The sequence below is a fragment of the Nicoliella sp. ESL1113 genome (genome assembly GCF_058509245.1).
In genome coordinates, this window is sequence record NZ_CP196388.1 from 417844 (window position 1) to 434259 (window position 16416).

Genomic DNA, 16416 nt, shown 5'->3' on the forward strand with positions numbered 1-16416 from the left:
TAGCTAAATTGCGTGATTTGATGAAGCGTCTGAACTAGCACTAGCATCAGAAGATGCACTAGCAGAGTCCGCACTAGCTGAATTTTGTGCTGAGTTAGCTGATGCACTATCAGCAGTAGCAGCAGCTACGTTATCAGATGGTGCTGGCGATTGAGCTTGCTTAGTATATGCTAGTAAGCTGACGTGAACTGAGTCAGAGTCAACACCAGTATCATCGTGATTAACAGCGTAGTATTCGCCGTAAGCAGTTGTAGTGCCTGCTGGTAAGAAGTCGATGAACTTGTCGTAAGCGGCACGTTCTGGCGTTCCTTCGGCAACTAAGTTGTTATCTGAGGCACGGAAAACTCTCGTTACAAAAGCCATATGAAAACTTCCTTTCTATATCGTTAGTTTGTTCGAAATTTCAAAATCGATCGAGTTGTACAGCTTGCCAGTATCGATTAGTGGGTCGTTGAAACCCTTCGCCCGAATGGTATCGACCGCATTTTCGGGGTTCGTCCAGTTCTTGATTTCGGCCTTCATGTCAGCAACGATGGTCTTGCCGATCATCGTCATGATGTCGTGAGCAGAGACACCGTTGACCACTAAATTGCTGGCCATGACGACAAAGTCGCGTTGCCATTCGTCCTCGTGGTCGATGATGGTCTGTTCTAAGAAGTGACGAGCTGGAATGGTGACCGACTTGACCTTACGGAAAGTTGGCTGTCCGTTCACGTCCTTAGTCGGGATGACTAGATAGGGTCTGTTTTTGGCTACGATATGACAACCGTCGTTGTTGACTTGAGCTATCATCTGTAGCTGAGCATCGCCGAGACTATCTAGCACTCCGATGTTGATTTGTGACTTGCTAATCTTATCCAACTCAGAAATGAGAGTAGGGATATGATCGTATGTCGATTGGTCGGTCAAGGAACTCGCCTCCTGCATTGAACAAAACTTCGCCGTTCATGCTGTACTGACTGATAAGGTCGTTGAACCGAGCTAAGAACTGGTCAGTAGCCTTAGAATTGTCATCATGCTCGATCATGATCTGTCCAACTTTGGTCGCGGTGATGTTCTCACCGTCACCCATTGCGATCAGATGGCAAGCGTACAACTTTGTGACTAGGTCCTTGATGTCAGCAGGTACATTGGGGAAACCAGCAACATAGGCTTGGGCTTCGTCGATATATGCGCTGAGTTGGTCATCAGTCAGTTCGGCTGTGTCCATCAGTTCTGGTTCGCTAGATTTGATGAACTGTGCCATTGCTTGTTCGTCCATCTAATCACCTCGATTCCTACTTAGCTGAAGAGCTTGAAGTAGCACTAGAACTCGAAGCGTTGTTAGCAGCGCTTGAAGTAGCCTTGCTGCCTTTGCCCTTGAAACTACCGTCTGGGTTAGTCGTACCGTTGACTGATGGAGTTTCACCAACAAACGTATTAACGCCTGGTACGATGAAGTTTGCATCAATCTTGAAATTGTACTTAACGATGCGGATTTGACGTAGTGAGTCACTGGAAACTGGCTTGTAAAGTGGAACATTACCAGCAAGACCAGTCTTCCAGTCTCCCATCGCAACCCCTTGAGTTAAGTCAGCTGAAGTTCCGTAAACATGTCCAGTTGAAACCCGTCTGTGGATGATGGATTGGATACCACCTTGGTGCATTGGGTCACGGTATAACTCAACCCCGTTACGTGGGCTAGTAACTGCGTTGTAAGAAACAGCCCCGTTGCTGAAGATGTAAGCAGTGGTAATTCCAGTGTTTGGGTCTGCAGGGATGTCATCATCCGTGATGATCCGTAAACCGTTGTAAGTAGCAACTGCTTCACCAGCTTCACTTGGTTGGATGAAGGCAATTAAGTTTTGCTTTTGCATGTAGTTCTTAGTAGCTGAGTTGACCACGATAGTAGTTGGTGTACCGTCTACCACGTCACCCATGCGAGCCATTGCTTTAAGGTAATCTCCGGCATTGAAGTCAGTTTCGTTTCCGATACCAAAACTCTTAGCTTCTAAAATATCAGCATTCAAGAAGGTATTTTCAACTAATTGAATGATTCGGCGGTTATCAACGTTGGCCCAGTATTGAACGAATTGTGATGAAATTGCTTCTAGAGTTTGCGCTCCAGTAACGTAGTCATCGTAGTCATTGTTACCAAAGGCTTGGGCATCAGTGAACTTAACATCTTGTTCAGTGTATGATGAAAGCCCGTTGGACACGATATCAGTCTTTGAGTTCCAGTCTTGAGTTGGTAAGTTATGGTCAACTGAGTGGATGTGAGGAATTGTGATTCCTAGACCAATCCCAGCTTGTAAAAGTTGTCCTAAGACGTTGTCGTTCCCATTCACAACGCCCGAGTTCAAGAATTTGTTGGTGCGAGTAGAATTGTCATCTACCCATTGTCCCCATTTGACAGGGGTGAAGTTATCGCCTAAATCGGCAACTTGACCTGGAATAAGTGGTGTTCCTGCCATGTTCTACACTCTCCTTTGTTATTCTGTTTTCATGAAGTCAACTACACTCATGCTCGTTGGGTCGACAGGTGGTTGTGTCTTGGTAACTTTAGGTTGACTTGCAGGACTAGCTCCTGCTTGCGGACTCTTGCTACCTTTTAGCTTTTCCGTAACTGCAGCGTCAACGGCCTGAGTGAAAGCTTGCTTGAAGTTGTCAATCTTGGTATTACGAGCGTCAACGTCCACGTCAGACAAGAAGTCAGCGAAGGTAGTTGGTAGCCCTGCGTCAACTAGCGCATCTTTGGTTTCATATAGGCTCATGCGAGCTTTCATGTTCGCCATTTCATCAGCAGCGGACTTTCTTTCAGCTTCGAGCGCTTTTTGACGGTCAGCTTCATCAGCTTTAGCTTTTTCTTCAGCGGTCATAGTAGCTCGATCAGCGCCTTTTTGAGTTGCCTTATCGAGCAAGTCTTGCAGTTCTTCGGGAGTGAGTACCTTTTTGCCATCAAACTGTTTCTTGACTTCGCGTTCTTTATTAGCCATTGCCTTGTTGAAGTCGTCTTGGGTATACTTTGCCTTTGCTTCTTCAGCTTGTTCAGTAGTTTCTTCAGTGTTCGTTTTGCTTTCATTTTCTGCCATAGTTAACAGCTCCTTTTTTAAGTCCGCAGACTAATATGCCTTTTAAGTGGGCTAGACTAAAGGGATGTTCTTTAAGGACTGCATCCCGAAAAAAGTCCATAAAAAAAGACGCTCATCAGCTTGGATAAACGTCGAGTAGGTTACCGTCCTCATCACAGTAAGGCTTGGTACACCGACAGTTGTTATGCGTATCAATTTCTGGTTCTGGGCCTTCGCCAACGTCGTAGATCGTGCCGTCAAGCGGCGCACAAATCTCACAGACCTTGTCGTCTTCTTGAGTCTGCCAAATCTGCTTCACAACATTGTCGCCAGATGCTCGATTGACCGCCGAATAAGCGTCCTTAGCACCTTGCACGGTGTTGTTGATTGACTGGTAGTTGAAAGCACCCATGATGCCCGAAACTAGGTTATTCGCAGCTGAACTGATGTTCTTGCTCAGCCGCTTATCTTGCTGCGATTGAACTTTGGTCAGCTGGTCTAGGCTCGCTTGGGTCAATCCAGCCGTGATCGCACCGTTCAGCACTTCTTGAGCACGTAAATCAGCAGTACTGGCATGCACCGACAAGCGATTGTTGAACTCCGCTTGATTATCATCGACTGATTGCGGCTGATTTAAGCCGTTGATGATATCTTGTGGGCTACGATAGCTCAATTCGTTGAAATACTGCTTAGGCAGCTCGTTTGAGGCGTAATTCTTAGTCCGAAAAGCAGCAACTGCGATACCAGAGCTGACTAACGCCGATAGCATCGCATGTTTGTCGAGCAGCGCTTTTGATTGCAGCACTTGCAACTGTCTACGAAGCTGTGTATCGGGTTGGTTATCGCCCAGCAGTGTGCGGACAGCTTGCATGTAGTGCTGGATATCCCACTGATTGACGGCTTGCTTAGTCTGTGCAAGTGTCATCCCTTCATCTGTCGCATATTCCTTGTAGAACTCCTGCAGATGTTGGCTGATGACCGTCATCGCATCGATGAAGTACTGGTCAATCTGACTATTGTTCTGCTTATCCCGCTGGACGAGCTGGTGAATGTGACGTGATTCTAGTGCATGACTATTCTGCATCTAACCACCGCCTAGCTATCTTCTTTTTCCATCGAGTTAATTTGTGATTCCGTTTGATCGTCAGCATCGGGTGCATCGCCAGAAGCATCAGCAGCGTCGTCATCGCTTTGACTAGAGTCATCGCCAGCCCCAACGTTGTTCTGCATGCTGTTCATCAAACTAGCGTTACGAGCATCGGTGGCTTGCTGTTGTTCGTCCATCCGTTCTTGTTCGGTATCAGCAGGAATACCGGATAGTTGAGCAGCAAGTTCTTGAATGGTCTCGTTCGAAATCGTGCCAGTGGTCTTCAAGGTGTTGATGATTGCCATGATGTTAGCATCGTCAGATGGCAAGTTCGGCTTGAAGTCTAACGTCACGAACTTAGCCAGATTGGAATCGTCCGACTGGGCTAGTTTCTTGTTCAGTTGCCAGTAATTAGCAGCTAGCGTCAAGCGTCTTGTGATTGCTTGAAAGAAGTTGTCCTTGAAAGTTGCAAAAGCAGTCAAACTACCAGCCAGTTTCATCTTGATGGCTTCACCAGTCTGGTTACCAGCGAACTGGTCGTCAGTTATGTCGGGTGTGAGCGTATAGACATGCAAATCATGCAAAATCTGGTTCAGATATATTTGCCAATCAGTTGCGTTGAGTTGCTTAGTCAGATAGCTAGCGGTTGGTTGGCTTAGTACGACATCCCCGCTTGCTTTCATCTCTTTGAACGGCTTCAAGATCATCAAGTTCCCGTTCGTCCGAATCTTGTTGCTGATCATCACTGGGTTGTTGGTACTCTTGCCGTCAGCAGTCTTGGGGTTGATGGTGTACTCGTTCGGATGGTCCTTATCCAGGTATAGCAACCTGCCTTGACCATCACGCATCTGCTTGTACTTGTCTGGCACAGTCGCATCACCAGAAATCACGAGCGTTGAGTTGCTGAAGTCTTCTTGACTGTTCGCCATCTCAGACATCGCCTTGTCATAAGCGTCGAGTGCGTCAAGACTAGATTCCCATAAGCCAGTCATCTCATCGTTGAGTCGATACTCAGTGATTGGAACTTGACCGAAAAAGTGTTCTTCTTCGCCAGTATAAGCTAGCGACTCTTCTGGACTGTCACCACCATCAAAGTGGTAGATGTGATCGTCCGTGTACACTTCGACGTTGAAAGTCTGCGTACCACAAAAGTCGACTAGATAGTAGCGGACGGCACATAGCTCAACTGGTTCAACGTCCGTTGACCAGATAACAAAGACTTGATTCGGGTCAATCGGAGCAAAACTAACGTCGTTGGTGCCTTCCTTGACGTAGACAAGGTCATAAGCTCGGCCGACGTTGAATAGGTCCTTACCCAGCCGTTTATCCTTGCTGGGTTCGTCGTTTTCGGAATTGAAGTCGGTCACTAGGTCTAGAATATCGTCACCAGTGTCTTCTTCGTTCTGTTTGTCTTCGTATCCGTATTTCAGCGGGTTACCCAGGAAAAGTCCGACGTTGAAATCGGTAAAGTACTTGGCCAGCCCGTTCGCAATCCGATTATCAGCACGGTTCAACTTGTCTGACTTCCAATAGTGGATGTCGTTATCGCCGACGTAGTAACGTTGTAGCGTGATAATCCGCGGTAAGTGGAAAGTTCTGTGCTGTTCGATGTAGTACTCGATCGTCGTCGCAAAGTCGTTACCTTGCGGACTGTCTTTCATCGCTTGCCACTTGTCAGCAGGGATGCTGAACTCTTGGTTCGCGAAGAAGTTGCTCCGTTCTTGCCAACGTTGTCCCGATAACAGTGTCTTGCTGTTCGGTTCAAGTGGTAGCGAGCGGTAGTGTGAGTACTGATCGTTGGTTACTGCCATTGTTTCATCCCCTTTCTGTTTATAGTCCTAGTTCGCCTAAATCTTCGGCCATTTGTTCGAATGTTTGAGCAGGTTGAGCGTTGTCTACTAAGTATTGGCTCGCAACACCGTAGCCTAAACCGTCCATCTGGTCATCACCGTCTTGCTTAAGTGGTTCGCCAGACTTCTCATCCCATACGTAGCGGTAAAAGCCATCTACGACCAAATCAGCACCTTCAGCGATGATGAACAGCTTGCCGTGATTAATCTTGTTGGTCACGATTTCGACCCGTTTGAGCACGTTCTGTTTGTATGCGTACTGGCAATTTAAGCCAGCATCTTGGAAAGCGTGCACGTTGTCTGGTCTAGCTGAATCAGCGTAAATCGGAACTTGGTAGTTCGAGATATCCGTCCACTCGCGAACTTGGTCTTGCAGTCGCTTGGCTGTCTCGACGTGATGGCCGATTGGCTGATGCTTTTCAGATACCTCTTTTAGCATGTAGCAAGTGCCAGTCTCATCTTCTGCGAACAGCATGATGACGTTGGTATGCTCATATCCCCAGTCAACGCCCATAAAGTAGTGCAGGTCGTGGCCAGCAGTACGTTGCTCGAAGTCTGCTTGACTGATAACCATCTTCGATTTGTCGAAGCTGCTGTAGACCATACCTTCGCCAGTCACCCAGTTACCAAGTACGGAGCGTTCGTAGAACATCCCGGTCTGTTGTTTCATCGCAGCCGCATACTTCGGGTCAAGCGTCGGGTTATCGTCCAACGTGAAATGATTGCTGACGTACAGATTAGAATCGTTATCGATGTAGTCTCGCTTCAACCAGTGGGTCGGGATGTCTGGATTGGTATCGCAAACGATCCTTGCACCGCTAGTTGAACAGCGGTCGATAATTTCGTGGAACACTTCTTCGTTAGCTAAACTGGCTTCGTTGATATACGCACCGTATGAAGTCATCCCACGAATTCCAGCTAATCCAGCAATCGATTTCGTGTAAGCTTGCACGACTCGCACGGTTGGTAGCCCTTTGAAGCTAATCTCGAAGGCGTTGGAGTTGTCGAACTTAAACTGCAAACCAAAGACGTTGTACAGCTCGATTAGGATGTTGGACTTGATGGTCTTGGATGATGTTCCAGCTAAGATGTATTGCGGAGTTCGTACACCTTGCTGTTTGGCGATGGTTGCAGCACGTCTGACTTCCATCAGAAAAAGGTAGTTGTCAACATAAGTCTTGCCACTTCGCTTCGCACCGTAGTTGATCATGACCTTCCAGTCGTGGTTGTTGAGTGACTGGTCGATAACTTCTTCTTGCTTCGGGTTGAACAGTGCTGTACTTACCATCTTCATCCCTCCTAACTACTTGCTACTGTAGATATCGTCCACCTTGTCTAGCAACTTGCTGACTTGGTCGATGTTCTCGTCGTTAGCTCCCGACAAGATTTCTAGTTTGCGTTTCTTGATTGCGATATCAACATCCTTTTCAGACTGTTTCTGTTTCATCTCAGCAATCTTCAGCTTGTCGGCTTCGGTCAAGAATGGCACGCGCTTGAGTATCTCCTTCAAGGCGGTGTTCTGCTCGGTGAATGTTGGCGGCACTTCGACTTCATCGTAGCCGACTGGAGACTGGACAATCGTCTTGACGGTGATGTCCGCTCGTGCGATATGTGACAGTCTCGCCATCGCTTCTTCGGCGGTCATAATGTCGCGTTGGAAGGATTTCTTGGTAATCTTGTCTATATAGGCTTTGATTACAGCATTTTCCCGCAATTTTGATGAGCTGGCTTTGGCATACTTCGCAGAATATCCTGCACTAACAGCCGATTCATATGCGTTGCCTGTTCTAACGTATTGAATCGCGAATTCTTTCTGCCGTTTGTTGAGTCCTGCCATCTTTTGCACCTCCTTGTCTTGTAACTAAAAAAGCCCGCTAGACCGTAGTCTAGTGAGCTTGTATATGTATCTTGCCGCAGCAACGTCTGACAACTTGCTGCAGCAAGTGCTAGTTTATCGTTTGCTTGTTTGCGTCCTGGCTTTTAACGACATCAAGGCTTGGTCGAACTGCACGACTTCCGTGCAGTTGGTTATGTATACGGATAGCCCGCAATCGGCTCCGTAGAGTTACGACCGCTCATCTGGTTGATAGCTATCCTATGTACGCAGCTAACAGCTAGTCATCATCTCTTGTATGTTCCTTCAACACCTCTTGACTTGCGGTCAGCGTTTCGCTTGTTTTGAGCGTCCAAAGCAGCTTCAAGACTAGATAGAGTCTGATCATTGTATTCACTGTGAAATTGACTGTCTAAGTACTTAACACGGTCAATCAAGGCTTGGATAGCTTCGTCAACTTGAATCCCGTTAACGCCTTCGTCTTTAACCGTTCCTTCTTGGAACTTAATGTATTGATTGTTTTTTGTCATGTTAATCATCCTTTCTGGCTGTTCCACGCACTACGATTTCTTCACATGCTTCTGTAATCTGGTCATCTGTTAAACCAGCGACTTTGAAGCTACTTTTAAAAACTTTCTTGATACAAGCCATCTGTTCTTCTTTAGACATCTTTTCGAGATCTAGCTCATCTTGGTTGTGAATATGCCAAAGTCTAATCTTTTCCATCCTAGTCATCCCTTTCTTCGTCCACGTGATCAAAGAAGTTGTCGCTATGCTTGTCCCACCAGTGTTCGTGATGACGTTCAGTCGATTGGCTGCCATTAGCATATGTAATCTGTACTAAGCAGTAGCTGCCATCTTTCGTATAGGTGTAGCTGCGGTTGATAGCGCCACTAGTCTTGATTGCTTTATCCATACCGCTCACGTCCTTTCTTGTTGCTATGTATACGGGAGTTTCACCCGTCTAGGAAGATTGATTAAATTGGCATTAATCATGGGTCGTAGCATGCGTGCTGTGCTGCTGCGACTAAACTCACGTCGGGGCTTGCACCCGATCGCAAGTAGGAGATAATTTTATGAGGCAAGCAGCCTGTAAGTAAAGCGGCTGCCAGTATATCTAGTTTTTTCACACTATCATCATAGCACGAATATAAGGCACAGAAGTGCAATCTTCGTGCGCAAAAAGTGCAACCTAAATGTCAGTCTTGTAGACAAGGATATCGTCGTACCTGACCATCCCGTCATGGTCATAAGATGGCTTGCCTGGACAGACTTCGCTATAAGCCAGCAACGATTCGTTCTTCAAGTCGTAGTACCTGCGTTTGCTGTAGCCCAGCTCGTCCCAGATAACGGAATCGTGCAAGACTGGTGCGATGTAAGTATCAGTCAGAATTTTGCGGTAGATCTCGTTGGCAAGCGCTTCGATCGTCTTGACGCAAGTCGCGCAGTACAGTTTCGCTTCTTCTTGTCGGCTCAGATACTTGACTAGTTTGCGCTCGTTTGTGTTCCCATAAGCATGTCCAGTTGGCATATCGGTAATCGTTGGAGACTGAAGGGACGGGAAAGAAACTCGCTTGCTAATCTGCTTGTATACTCGATAGTCTTTGAGCATCACTTTGGCTCGTCTGATGGTTTCTGGCTGATTGACTCTTGAAAAAAATGACAACTGCTTCACTCTCCTTAGTTTTGCTTCGTTTTCATGTTAAAATGGTTCTATCATAAAATTAGGAACTTTATGTATCGAGCTGACCATCTACGGTCGGCTCTTTTTGTCTAGCGGTTTCTGCTTTGCACGATCAGCCAGATGATGACTAGTGCAAACACTCCGATTCCAAACATCACTTCTCCTCCTCTCTGAAACTTCCAAGTTTTCTATCCCACTTCGCAATCGTGACTGGGATATGGTACCTGTACATAAAAAGATTAATCCGCATGCTAGAACCGTCCGTCATCGTTGCCCGTCCGCCTTTGACATCAATCACTTTAACGAGCTTGCCGTCCTCATAAATGGTGAAATCGGGCGTATACTTGCGCGCTTGGTGCCGTCTGTCGCCAATCTTATAAGCCGGCACGATCTCGAAGCTGTCATGGTATCGAATCTCCACAGCATCGTTGCCTAAGTATGCTTGTTTGCACGCATACCAGTATCGGCTTTCAACTTTGCTATCGAAGGTGATGCCGTCAATCGTGACCTTTCTAGCATGGTACTTGTTAGCTCGTCTAGTCTTGATATGCTTGATGACTTTCGGTTTGTGGCCGTCTGGGTAGTTCATCGATTCATCAACTCATGCATCTGTTCACATATCTCAGCTTGCTCGGCATGCGTCAGTCCTTCGAAGTACGTCCAGAACTCCGCTTCAATATCACTTCCGCTCATGCTTGCCACTCCGTTCTTCTTCTTGTAGTTTGATTACCATCTCGACTGTGTCGAAAAAGTCCAGCAAGTTCATGACCATAAACGGTGTGATCATGATTGCGATGAAGATAATCATGTAAATCATTGTTCATTCACCCTTTCATACGTTTCTTCAAAGATATCTGGCTTGCAAGGATAGTACTCGCCGTGTACGCCTTGAATGATGTAGTCGCCCTTTTGCGCTGTGTGTTCGCCCTCTAGCGTGAAAATTGATATGTCGGAGCTTCTAGCAAATTCTTCATAGCCAATTCTTATTGGCTCTTTTCCAACAATTTTTACAAAATCATCAGGCTTGCCGACCGCATCAAACCATGACTTTAGTTCATCAAAGTCACCGTTCCATTGACAAGCCTCGACGACTACAGGCTTCTTCCTAAACTTACTCATGCTTATCATCCCCATCATCAAACTCCAGTTTTTCGTCAGTCCCTGCCATTACCGTCAGAATAAAATTCAGCTTTTGTCTAGCTCGAATAAGCCTGTCAAAGTATCTGTCTTCATCTTGACCAATGTTTTTCAACTGGATGATTTGATCCGAGATAACAGTTATCATCATCATTAAGTCCTGCTCATCAAGCTGGAATTTACCAAGCCTATCGTTGCCAATATCGTATCCGTAATATTTCAGTAGAATATCCAGAATTTTGTGTGCAGTATTACTAGCTAAGGTTATATCGCCTAAAAAAATTTCATTTAGATGGTTACGGACTTCCGCCTTCATTTTTTCAAACTGATTAACATACTTAAATTTCATCCTACTCATCCCCCTTGTCTTCCTTATCCATCATCGCCAGGTAAGCCTCAACCGCAATCTCGCCCCATTCTTCATCAAGCTGGCGTTGTTGATCCACTAGTTTGTGCAGCACAATGTCGTAGCGCATCGCGTTGATCACGACTGCTAGAATTTGCAAGAAGATAACAGCGACTGCCATCTCCACAAAGGCGTAGTCTGCAAACAGCAAGGTTGCCACTATAATGATTAGGCCGATTGTGAACAGAGCTGTCATGGTCGATAGCCCGTGATTGATGATGAAACGCTCGAACTTCGTGTATCTAGTCTTCATACATGTCATCTCCTAAAACATTCTCGATTTCATCAACTGGAATCTTACCCATGTTTACGATTCTGCGTAGAGCATCATTTGGAAGGCTATCCTTAAGATTGTCGATTTCGCGTTCAGTAAACCAATAAGCTTGATCATCAAGCAAATCTGTAAACATAATATCGTCGACTATTCGGAATTTATAGTCAACAGATTTAATATAAGCAGTGATGAAATTCGGATGACTTTGCCCACCGTAAATCCCAACCACGACAACGAACTTCATTTCATCTTCCCGTTCTTCTAGTGGCGTATAAGCAAAATCCAAGATTGCTTGTGCTTGATTTTCAGTAAATCTTGCACTTGCATTAATTCCTAGTTTGCCTGCTTCTTCCCTACTAATCGCAGCTTGAAGGTCATTCTTATATGCAATCGGTACAATCACATAACGAATAGTGCTTTCTCTTATCTTGTATTCTCCGCTTTCTTCGACAATTTGCTTAAATTCGCTAAATTTCATAATTAACTCCTCCTAGTCTTTGAAACTTTTCAACACCATCGCAGCTCTGACTCGCTCAGTGATCGTCCTAACTCCGAACGCGATGCCAGTCTTGAAGATGTGGTAGTCGTGTTTATCCAACAGTCCTTTTTCGAAATTCTGTGCAATGTCATCGGAGTCAAGTAACATCACGTTGTAAACATCAGTAGCACTTAGATCGTGTCCAACAGGTTCAGTCTTGCTGTCGAGTTCTTCTTGGGCCGCTTTGAGTGCTTCAGCAAGACTGGAGTTCTGAGCTTGTAACGCATCGTTTTCTTCCTTGATTTCTTTTAGATTCCCTTTCTGTACAAGTGCAACTTCGCTAACATCTTTGAGCTTGCTATTCTCTCTGAATAGTTTAATGACATTATCATGCTGGGGCTTGATCAGCTCAGCTTGGTCGCTGAGTTTTGTTCGTAGCTCTGCAATTTTTTCTTCAGAATCGGGGTCTTTCAGTTCCATAGCGGGCAGTTTATCAACTCTGCCGACAAGTTCACGGACTAAGCTCTTAACTACGTCTAACCCGCTTAAATCGGGCTTATCGACCCAGTCGGGTAAGAAAGTAGAGTGTGGGTTGTAGTAACGCTGTAAATCTTTCAGTAGTGCTAAGACCGTCTTATCCACATCTACGACTGCAACGGAGCCTTTCAGCGTTGGCTTAGTGTCCGTAGCTTCTGGTAGCAGTGTGCTCGGGTCAACATCTAGTTCGCTAGCAATCGCCTTGATGAAATCGATGTTGCTAGGTCTGATGTGCTCGATGCTATCTTGTGGGCAGCCTAAGCGTGCTTCTAGCTGTGAAATGTTCATGCCTAACTTTCTAGCTCGCTGCTGAATTTTTTGATACAGTGCTTCTCTAGCATCAGCAGTGTCCAAAATCTCAGTGACCTCAACATATAGATACTTGGCAATTTTAGGTAGCCACTTGCTGTGAGGTGTATTGATTTGTCGGATCGTCCCTTTCGGACAGCCGATCGCTCTTTCGATGTCTCCAAAATGTAGTTCTTTTTCTTCCGCCATTTCCTGGATTACTTCTGCAATTCTTCCTTTTTTCATGATTAACGCCTTCCTTTTTTACTGATTGATACCTTTTAAACTCGTAAGATGATGCCCATAACTGTCGTATAGCACGATCCGTCTGGCTAGGATCTGTTTATGAAAAGTGCCTTCGTACTTGCCATAGTAGAAGTACTCGCCTTCCATATCCTTTAGCAGCGTGCTGATTTTGGTATAGTTCGGCGCTTGCAGGCCAGCAGCTTTGATCTTTGCAGCCATCGCACTCGTGGTGGTAGTCTCGATCACTAAGCCATCGCAGGTTTTGTAGGTAAACTTGGTATCGATGAAGTAGCGTGCTTTACTCGAGTACTTCACACGGTCGATGCCACACAGTTCTTCGACCTTGCTGGGCTGATAGCCGAGTGAAACGAGCTTGCAGAAAAGATAGTCGCGGTACTTGCCGATATCATCATCGATATCGATACGCTCGCCATATGATAGTTTCTTGATCGGTTTTGAAAAGTCATAGCCGTACGTGATCGCTGAGCTGTAGTTATAGTCATCATCAGATAGCTCGTGTCTCTTGATGCCGTAGGTTTCATGGAACTCATGCAGCTGTTCTCTGCTCCAGTCCATGATGTCAGCATCATAGTCGCTTTCTGCTTTTTTCAGAATCTGCGTAAGTCTAATCATAGTTATCCTTTCTGAAGCGCTCGAGTTTTTCTCTGACCCGCTTCTTCTGTTCTTCGCTAGCAGGCTTGACCTTCGGCTTGTAATCTTTTCTAAGCCATTCTGGAACTGGCTTTTTGACCGTATGAGCAGTCGCAGAGCCTGCGATACGCTGCTTGACTTCATCGAGGCTTCTGATGCCTTCAGCCGCCCAGTTGCTGAGCAGCTTTTCTAGATATGATGACGGGTACTGAGCGACTTTTTCAGCATAGCTGGCAGCATAGTCAAGAACTGCTTGGCTGAACTGATACTTATAGCTAGACTTGATACGCTCGATTTGTGTTTCTCTCTCTCTCGGTTTTTCAATCTCGTGAGAGAGAGATCTCTCAATCTTAGTATCATCAATCTTGGTATCTTCAGTCTTACTGCTATCAGTATTAGTAGTGTGGAGTTTTTCCAATTGGTGGTTTTCAAATTGGTGGCTTTCTATATTGGATTTACCAATAACGTGTTTTCCAGTTTCTTCTTCTTGCGGCTCTTCGTAGATATACCAGTCGTACCCTGTAAAGCGGCCGTTTTCACGAGTTCTGACCCGAACTAGCAAATGGTGTTTTTCCAACTCTTTGATTGCTGATCGGACCGAATCGCGTCCATCTGCGAAGTGTTTTGTGATTTCTGTCTCATAGAAGCTCCAATCGTCTGGACGGCCCCAAAGATAAGCGAAGATGCCGATCGCTTTGGCATGCAGACCCATACTGAAAAGGTCGTTGTTGATCATTGTAAAGTTACTCTTTCGTTGCTTAACTAACTTGGTCATAGTGACGCTCCTTTCTATCGGGCTTCTCACCCGCTCGGATAGATACATAGTGCTATCTCACTTTAAATTGCGATTAGAATGGCAAGTTCGGATTGCTGAAGTCGCCATCGAAATTGTTGTTATTGTTGCCGTTATAATTGCCGTTGTTGCCATTGAAACCATTGTTAGGGGCTGGGTTAGGGTTGCTGTTATGGCTGTTACCGAAGTTGATATCGATGTTGTTACCTTGGTTTGGTTCGCTAGCTTGAACGTCGCTCCACTGATGTTGAACTTGCGGAAAATCGGTGCGTGTGACGTTGAAAGGAGCGACCCGATTACGCTTCGTCGTCTTACCGTTGTAAGTGTGGTCTTCGAGCTTGATGTAAGCTTTCAGCGGCTTCTTGGTCATGAAGTTGATGAAGTCAGTTGGAAAGTCGAGGCTCGATTGGTTGAAACCTGCTTGATATAGCAAACTTTGGATGTCCTTGACGTTGAACTGGCCAGTCTGGTTGTTCTTCCAAAGGTCCAAGAAAACGTGACGGTTGTGATACTTGGCGTTGGTCTCAGCTAGCTGTGGGACACCGTCCAAATCGTTCCGTACTACCAGTTCGAGCTGTAGACTTTGCGAACCTGTTTTAGCTTGATGTTCTTTGACCGACTTTACGATGACTTCGTAGTTGCCGGTGGGTAGTGGAGTGTAATCGCTGTTAGCACCTGCGTAGTTCTTGATTTCATTAGGGTTGAATTCCATTCTCATAATTATCGTCTCCTTATTTTGATTCTTGTTCTGCTTGTGGGAAAAGGTCCTGTGGTTGTGCATACTGACGGTCATCGAGTCGGTTCTTGGCGTAGATGCTGTCGTTGCCTTGCAGTAAGATGAACCGCTTGCCTTCTTGGCCTGGTTTTTGGCTGACCATCAACCGTCCACAGATATCAACGTGTCCGATCAAGCTGTCGCGAACGTTGTCTCTGACTTCGGGAACGTACTGGTTGAACTCCTGTCCCGATTCTGACTTGAACTTGGTTGTCGACTCCCATGCTGTGATGAGCACGTTGATGTTCACTGATAGCGCGCTTGCAATCCACCGATTGAAGTAGTTGGTCCAAGCCGAGTAGTCTTGCAGCTGATTGTTGAGTCTGGACTTGGTCTTGTCAGCACGCTCGGTGAACCAGTCTTTTTCGAAGCTGCTAATGTTATCGATGACTAAGTTCTTGATGTCGTACTTCTGGATCCAGCCACGAAAGTCACGCATGAAGTCGGCAACTTCTTCGATGGGCTTGCTTCTATCGATGGACGCTACGATAACGTTATCCAACCCGTTCAAAACGACGCTGGAGTTGTCGAGATCTAAGACGAGTGTCCGACCTTTTAGCTGTCTGATAAGTGAAGTCTTCCCAGTTCCTGCTTTCGCATAAATCAGCGCTTTCCAGCCGTTAGCGCGATTGATCGTGCTTGCTTTGAATATCTCCATGATTAACACCAACCTTCCTTATTTGAGCGAAATCGATGGCTTACGGACAAGCTCAGCACCTTCCACTTGTTTGCCCGCTTTCAAGTCATCTGCAATCTTCTTCTTATCTGGTGATTGGACGGTCTTAGTCGTGAAGTAAGCCACTGCTAGTTTGGACTCGTCTGGGATGTAGACACTTTCACGTCCTGCACTCTTGCGAACGCGGACTGGCGAGTCCTCAAAGGTTAGATTCTTCTGCTCCGTGCTGACCATGTAGTCGAGCAAGCAAGCCTTGATGCTGCTTGCTAAGTTCTGCGTATGCTTCTTTTCAGCTTGCAGTTCTTTCAAGTTACCTGCTAACTGTGCTTCACGATCTTGTAGATGGTGTAACCAGTTCGCAACTCCTTCGATATCAGCGTTGTTGCTGATCATCAACTGAAGCGTATCCTTGAACGTCTCGTCATCGATCATCCCGCTATCTAGCATCTGCTTGACCTGCATCGCCTTCCCGCTGATCTCGTAGATATCTCTTAGTTTCCCCATGACTTTAGCCATCCCTTCTTTTGCTTTTTATCGGAAACCCGTGTAGGATTGAAGTTAATTAGATAACTTTGCAATAATCTTGATTTCAAGTCGTCGGAGCTGCTACTCTGACGGCTTTTTTGTTTGCTTTTCTTCATCTGCTTACC

Annotated in this window: 26 protein-coding genes; all 26 read right to left on the reverse strand. The window is 45.9% G+C overall.

Translation table 11 applies throughout. The features are described 5' to 3' along the window. Positions 1–3: 3 nt before the first annotated feature. The 26 genes from ACSYTJ_RS08760 to ACSYTJ_RS08885 all read right to left on the reverse strand — a co-directional run bounded on the left by ACSYTJ_RS08760 (position 4) and on the right by ACSYTJ_RS08885 (position 16407). Entirely contained in the window at positions 4–363 is a 360-nt protein-coding gene (locus ACSYTJ_RS08760) for a hypothetical protein (RefSeq protein ID WP_491720404.1), read from the reverse strand. A gap of 15 nt (positions 364–378) precedes the next feature. Next, the gene (locus tag ACSYTJ_RS08765; protein ID WP_491720405.1) at positions 379–909 is read right to left on the reverse strand and encodes a hypothetical protein; all 531 of its coding nucleotides are present in this window, start codon (positions 907–909) and stop codon (positions 379–381) included. Then, the gene (locus ACSYTJ_RS08770; RefSeq protein WP_491720406.1) at positions 863–1261 is read right to left on the reverse strand and encodes a DUF4054 domain-containing protein; all 399 of its coding nucleotides are present in this window, start codon (positions 1259–1261) and stop codon (positions 863–865) included. The genes ACSYTJ_RS08765 and ACSYTJ_RS08770 overlap by 47 nt, the downstream gene beginning before the upstream one ends. Before the next feature lie 16 nt (positions 1262–1277). Further along, a complete protein-coding gene (locus ACSYTJ_RS08775; RefSeq protein ID WP_491720407.1) occupies positions 1278–2453 on the reverse strand; it encodes a hypothetical protein in 1176 nt (391 codons plus the stop codon). Positions 2454–2471: 18 nt separating this feature from the next. Continuing rightward, positions 2472–3071: a DUF4355 domain-containing protein gene (locus ACSYTJ_RS08780; RefSeq protein ID WP_491720408.1), complete on the reverse strand. Its 600-nt coding sequence runs from the start codon at positions 3069–3071 to the stop codon at positions 2472–2474. A gap of 115 nt (positions 3072–3186) precedes the next feature. Next, positions 3187–4134: a structural protein gene (locus ACSYTJ_RS08785; protein WP_491720409.1), complete on the reverse strand. Its 948-nt coding sequence runs from the start codon at positions 4132–4134 to the stop codon at positions 3187–3189. Positions 4135–4145: 11 nt separating this feature from the next. Continuing rightward, a complete protein-coding gene (locus ACSYTJ_RS08790) occupies positions 4146–5948 on the reverse strand; it encodes a phage portal protein (RefSeq protein WP_491720410.1) in 1803 nt (600 codons plus the stop codon). Positions 5949–5967: 19 nt separating this feature from the next. Continuing rightward, the gene (locus ACSYTJ_RS08795; protein ID WP_491720411.1) at positions 5968–7275 is read right to left on the reverse strand and encodes a PBSX family phage terminase large subunit; all 1308 of its coding nucleotides are present in this window, start codon (positions 7273–7275) and stop codon (positions 5968–5970) included. 15 nt (positions 7276–7290) lie between these two features. Beyond that, positions 7291–7824, reverse strand: a complete 534-nt coding sequence (locus tag ACSYTJ_RS08800) for a terminase small subunit (RefSeq protein ID WP_491720412.1) — start codon at positions 7822–7824, stop codon at positions 7291–7293. Positions 7825–8108: 284 nt separating this feature from the next. After that, positions 8109–8351 carry a hypothetical protein gene (locus ACSYTJ_RS08805; protein WP_491720413.1) on the reverse strand — a complete coding sequence of 81 codons (243 nt, stop codon included), beginning with the start codon at positions 8349–8351 and terminating at the stop codon, positions 8109–8111. 1 nt (position 8352) lies between these two features. Next, positions 8353–8547, reverse strand: a complete 195-nt coding sequence (locus ACSYTJ_RS08810; RefSeq protein ID WP_491720414.1) for a hypothetical protein — start codon at positions 8545–8547, stop codon at positions 8353–8355. 1 nt (position 8548) lies between these two features. Next, positions 8549–8737 carry a hypothetical protein gene (locus tag ACSYTJ_RS08815; protein WP_491720415.1) on the reverse strand — a complete coding sequence of 63 codons (189 nt, stop codon included), beginning with the start codon at positions 8735–8737 and terminating at the stop codon, positions 8549–8551. A gap of 276 nt (positions 8738–9013) precedes the next feature. Then, positions 9014–9487, reverse strand: a complete 474-nt coding sequence (locus ACSYTJ_RS08820) for an ArpU family phage packaging/lysis transcriptional regulator (protein WP_491720416.1) — start codon at positions 9485–9487, stop codon at positions 9014–9016. Between the two features lie 172 nt (positions 9488–9659). Then, positions 9660–10094, reverse strand: coding sequence for a DUF1064 domain-containing protein (locus ACSYTJ_RS08825; RefSeq protein WP_491720417.1), 435 nt, complete (start codon positions 10092–10094; stop codon positions 9660–9662). 90 nt (positions 10095–10184) lie between these two features. Next, positions 10185–10322, reverse strand: coding sequence for a hypothetical protein (locus tag ACSYTJ_RS08830; RefSeq protein WP_491720418.1), 138 nt, complete (start codon positions 10320–10322; stop codon positions 10185–10187). Further along, entirely contained in the window at positions 10319–10624 is a 306-nt protein-coding gene (locus tag ACSYTJ_RS08835) for a hypothetical protein (protein ID WP_491720419.1), read from the reverse strand. The genes ACSYTJ_RS08830 and ACSYTJ_RS08835 overlap by 4 nt, the downstream gene beginning before the upstream one ends. Further along, a complete protein-coding gene (locus ACSYTJ_RS08840) occupies positions 10617–10991 on the reverse strand; it encodes a hypothetical protein (protein ID WP_491720420.1) in 375 nt (124 codons plus the stop codon). The genes ACSYTJ_RS08835 and ACSYTJ_RS08840 overlap by 8 nt, the downstream gene beginning before the upstream one ends. A 1-nt stretch (position 10992) precedes the next feature. Continuing rightward, on the reverse strand, positions 10993–11301 hold the full coding sequence (locus tag ACSYTJ_RS08845; protein WP_491720421.1) for a hypothetical protein: 309 nt from the start codon (positions 11299–11301) through the stop codon (positions 10993–10995). Further along, complete coding sequence (locus ACSYTJ_RS08850) at positions 11291–11800, reverse strand: hypothetical protein (RefSeq protein WP_491720422.1); 510 nt, start codon at positions 11798–11800, stop codon at positions 11291–11293. Before ACSYTJ_RS08850 ends, ACSYTJ_RS08845 begins: the two co-directional genes overlap by 11 nt. Before the next feature lie 12 nt (positions 11801–11812). Further along, positions 11813–12871 carry a helix-turn-helix domain-containing protein gene (locus ACSYTJ_RS08855; protein WP_491720423.1) on the reverse strand — a complete coding sequence of 353 codons (1059 nt, stop codon included), beginning with the start codon at positions 12869–12871 and terminating at the stop codon, positions 11813–11815. An 18-nt stretch (positions 12872–12889) separates the two neighbouring features. Beyond that, on the reverse strand, positions 12890–13504 hold the full coding sequence (locus tag ACSYTJ_RS08860) for a hypothetical protein (RefSeq protein ID WP_491720424.1): 615 nt from the start codon (positions 13502–13504) through the stop codon (positions 12890–12892). Next, the gene (locus ACSYTJ_RS08865) at positions 13497–14297 is read right to left on the reverse strand and encodes a DnaD domain protein (RefSeq protein ID WP_491720425.1); all 801 of its coding nucleotides are present in this window, start codon (positions 14295–14297) and stop codon (positions 13497–13499) included. The genes ACSYTJ_RS08860 and ACSYTJ_RS08865 overlap by 8 nt, the downstream gene beginning before the upstream one ends. Before the next feature lie 73 nt (positions 14298–14370). Continuing rightward, positions 14371–15096 (reverse strand): DUF669 domain-containing protein, encoded by a 726-nt coding sequence (locus ACSYTJ_RS08870; protein WP_491720426.1) that lies wholly within the window; start codon positions 15094–15096, stop codon positions 14371–14373. Next, positions 15047–15751 (reverse strand): AAA family ATPase, encoded by a 705-nt coding sequence (locus ACSYTJ_RS08875; RefSeq protein ID WP_491720455.1) that lies wholly within the window; start codon positions 15749–15751, stop codon positions 15047–15049. The genes ACSYTJ_RS08870 and ACSYTJ_RS08875 overlap by 50 nt, the downstream gene beginning before the upstream one ends. Positions 15752–15766: 15 nt before the next feature. Beyond that, the gene (locus ACSYTJ_RS08880; protein ID WP_491720427.1) at positions 15767–16270 is read right to left on the reverse strand and encodes a siphovirus Gp157 family protein; all 504 of its coding nucleotides are present in this window, start codon (positions 16268–16270) and stop codon (positions 15767–15769) included. Beyond that, positions 16258–16407, reverse strand: a complete 150-nt coding sequence (locus ACSYTJ_RS08885; RefSeq protein ID WP_491720428.1) for a hypothetical protein — start codon at positions 16405–16407, stop codon at positions 16258–16260. The genes ACSYTJ_RS08880 and ACSYTJ_RS08885 overlap by 13 nt, the downstream gene beginning before the upstream one ends. Between the last annotated feature and the right edge of the window lie 9 nt (positions 16408–16416).

Coding starts and splice junctions, on each gene's coding strand:
- ACSYTJ_RS08760 (WP_491720404.1), bottom strand. CDS start 363: ATGGCTTTTGTAACGAGAGTTTTCCGTGCCTCAGATAACAACTTAGTT.
- ACSYTJ_RS08770 (WP_491720406.1), bottom strand. CDS start 1,261: ATGGACGAACAAGCAATGGCACAGTTCATCAAATCTAGCGAACCAGAA.
- ACSYTJ_RS08775 (WP_491720407.1), bottom strand. CDS start 2,453: ATGGCAGGAACACCACTTATTCCAGGTCAAGTTGCCGATTTAGGCGAT.
- ACSYTJ_RS08780 (WP_491720408.1), bottom strand. CDS start 3,071: ATGGCAGAAAATGAAAGCAAAACGAACACTGAAGAAACTACTGAACAA.
- ACSYTJ_RS08785 (WP_491720409.1), bottom strand. CDS start 4,134: ATGCAGAATAGTCATGCACTAGAATCACGTCACATTCACCAGCTCGTC.
- ACSYTJ_RS08790 (WP_491720410.1), bottom strand. CDS start 5,948: ATGGCAGTAACCAACGATCAGTACTCACACTACCGCTCGCTACCACTT.
- ACSYTJ_RS08795 (WP_491720411.1), bottom strand. CDS start 7,275: ATGGTAAGTACAGCACTGTTCAACCCGAAGCAAGAAGAAGTTATCGAC.
- ACSYTJ_RS08800 (WP_491720412.1), bottom strand. CDS start 7,824: ATGGCAGGACTCAACAAACGGCAGAAAGAATTCGCGATTCAATACGTT.
- ACSYTJ_RS08805 (WP_491720413.1), bottom strand. CDS start 8,351: ATGACAAAAAACAATCAATACATTAAGTTCCAAGAAGGAACGGTTAAA.
- ACSYTJ_RS08810 (WP_491720414.1), bottom strand. CDS start 8,547: ATGGAAAAGATTAGACTTTGGCATATTCACAACCAAGATGAGCTAGAT.
- ACSYTJ_RS08815 (WP_491720415.1), bottom strand. CDS start 8,737: ATGGATAAAGCAATCAAGACTAGTGGCGCTATCAACCGCAGCTACACC.
- ACSYTJ_RS08825 (WP_491720417.1), bottom strand. CDS start 10,094: ATGAACTACCCAGACGGCCACAAACCGAAAGTCATCAAGCATATCAAG.
- ACSYTJ_RS08830 (WP_491720418.1), bottom strand. CDS start 10,322: ATGATTTACATGATTATCTTCATCGCAATCATGATCACACCGTTTATG.
- ACSYTJ_RS08835 (WP_491720419.1), bottom strand. CDS start 10,624: ATGAGTAAGTTTAGGAAGAAGCCTGTAGTCGTCGAGGCTTGTCAATGG.
- ACSYTJ_RS08840 (WP_491720420.1), bottom strand. CDS start 10,991: ATGAAATTTAAGTATGTTAATCAGTTTGAAAAAATGAAGGCGGAAGTC.
- ACSYTJ_RS08845 (WP_491720421.1), bottom strand. CDS start 11,301: ATGAAGACTAGATACACGAAGTTCGAGCGTTTCATCATCAATCACGGG.
- ACSYTJ_RS08850 (WP_491720422.1), bottom strand. CDS start 11,800: ATGAAATTTAGCGAATTTAAGCAAATTGTCGAAGAAAGCGGAGAATAC.
- ACSYTJ_RS08855 (WP_491720423.1), bottom strand. CDS start 12,871: ATGAAAAAAGGAAGAATTGCAGAAGTAATCCAGGAAATGGCGGAAGAA.
- ACSYTJ_RS08860 (WP_491720424.1), bottom strand. CDS start 13,504: ATGATTAGACTTACGCAGATTCTGAAAAAAGCAGAAAGCGACTATGAT.
- ACSYTJ_RS08865 (WP_491720425.1), bottom strand. CDS start 14,297: ATGACCAAGTTAGTTAAGCAACGAAAGAGTAACTTTACAATGATCAAC.
- ACSYTJ_RS08870 (WP_491720426.1), bottom strand. CDS start 15,096: ATGCACAACCACAGGACCTTTTCCCACAAGCAGAACAAGAATCAAAAT.
- ACSYTJ_RS08880 (WP_491720427.1), bottom strand. CDS start 16,270: ATGGGGAAACTAAGAGATATCTACGAGATCAGCGGGAAGGCGATGCAG.
- ACSYTJ_RS08885 (WP_491720428.1), bottom strand. CDS start 16,407: ATGAAGAAAAGCAAACAAAAAAGCCGTCAGAGTAGCAGCTCCGACGAC.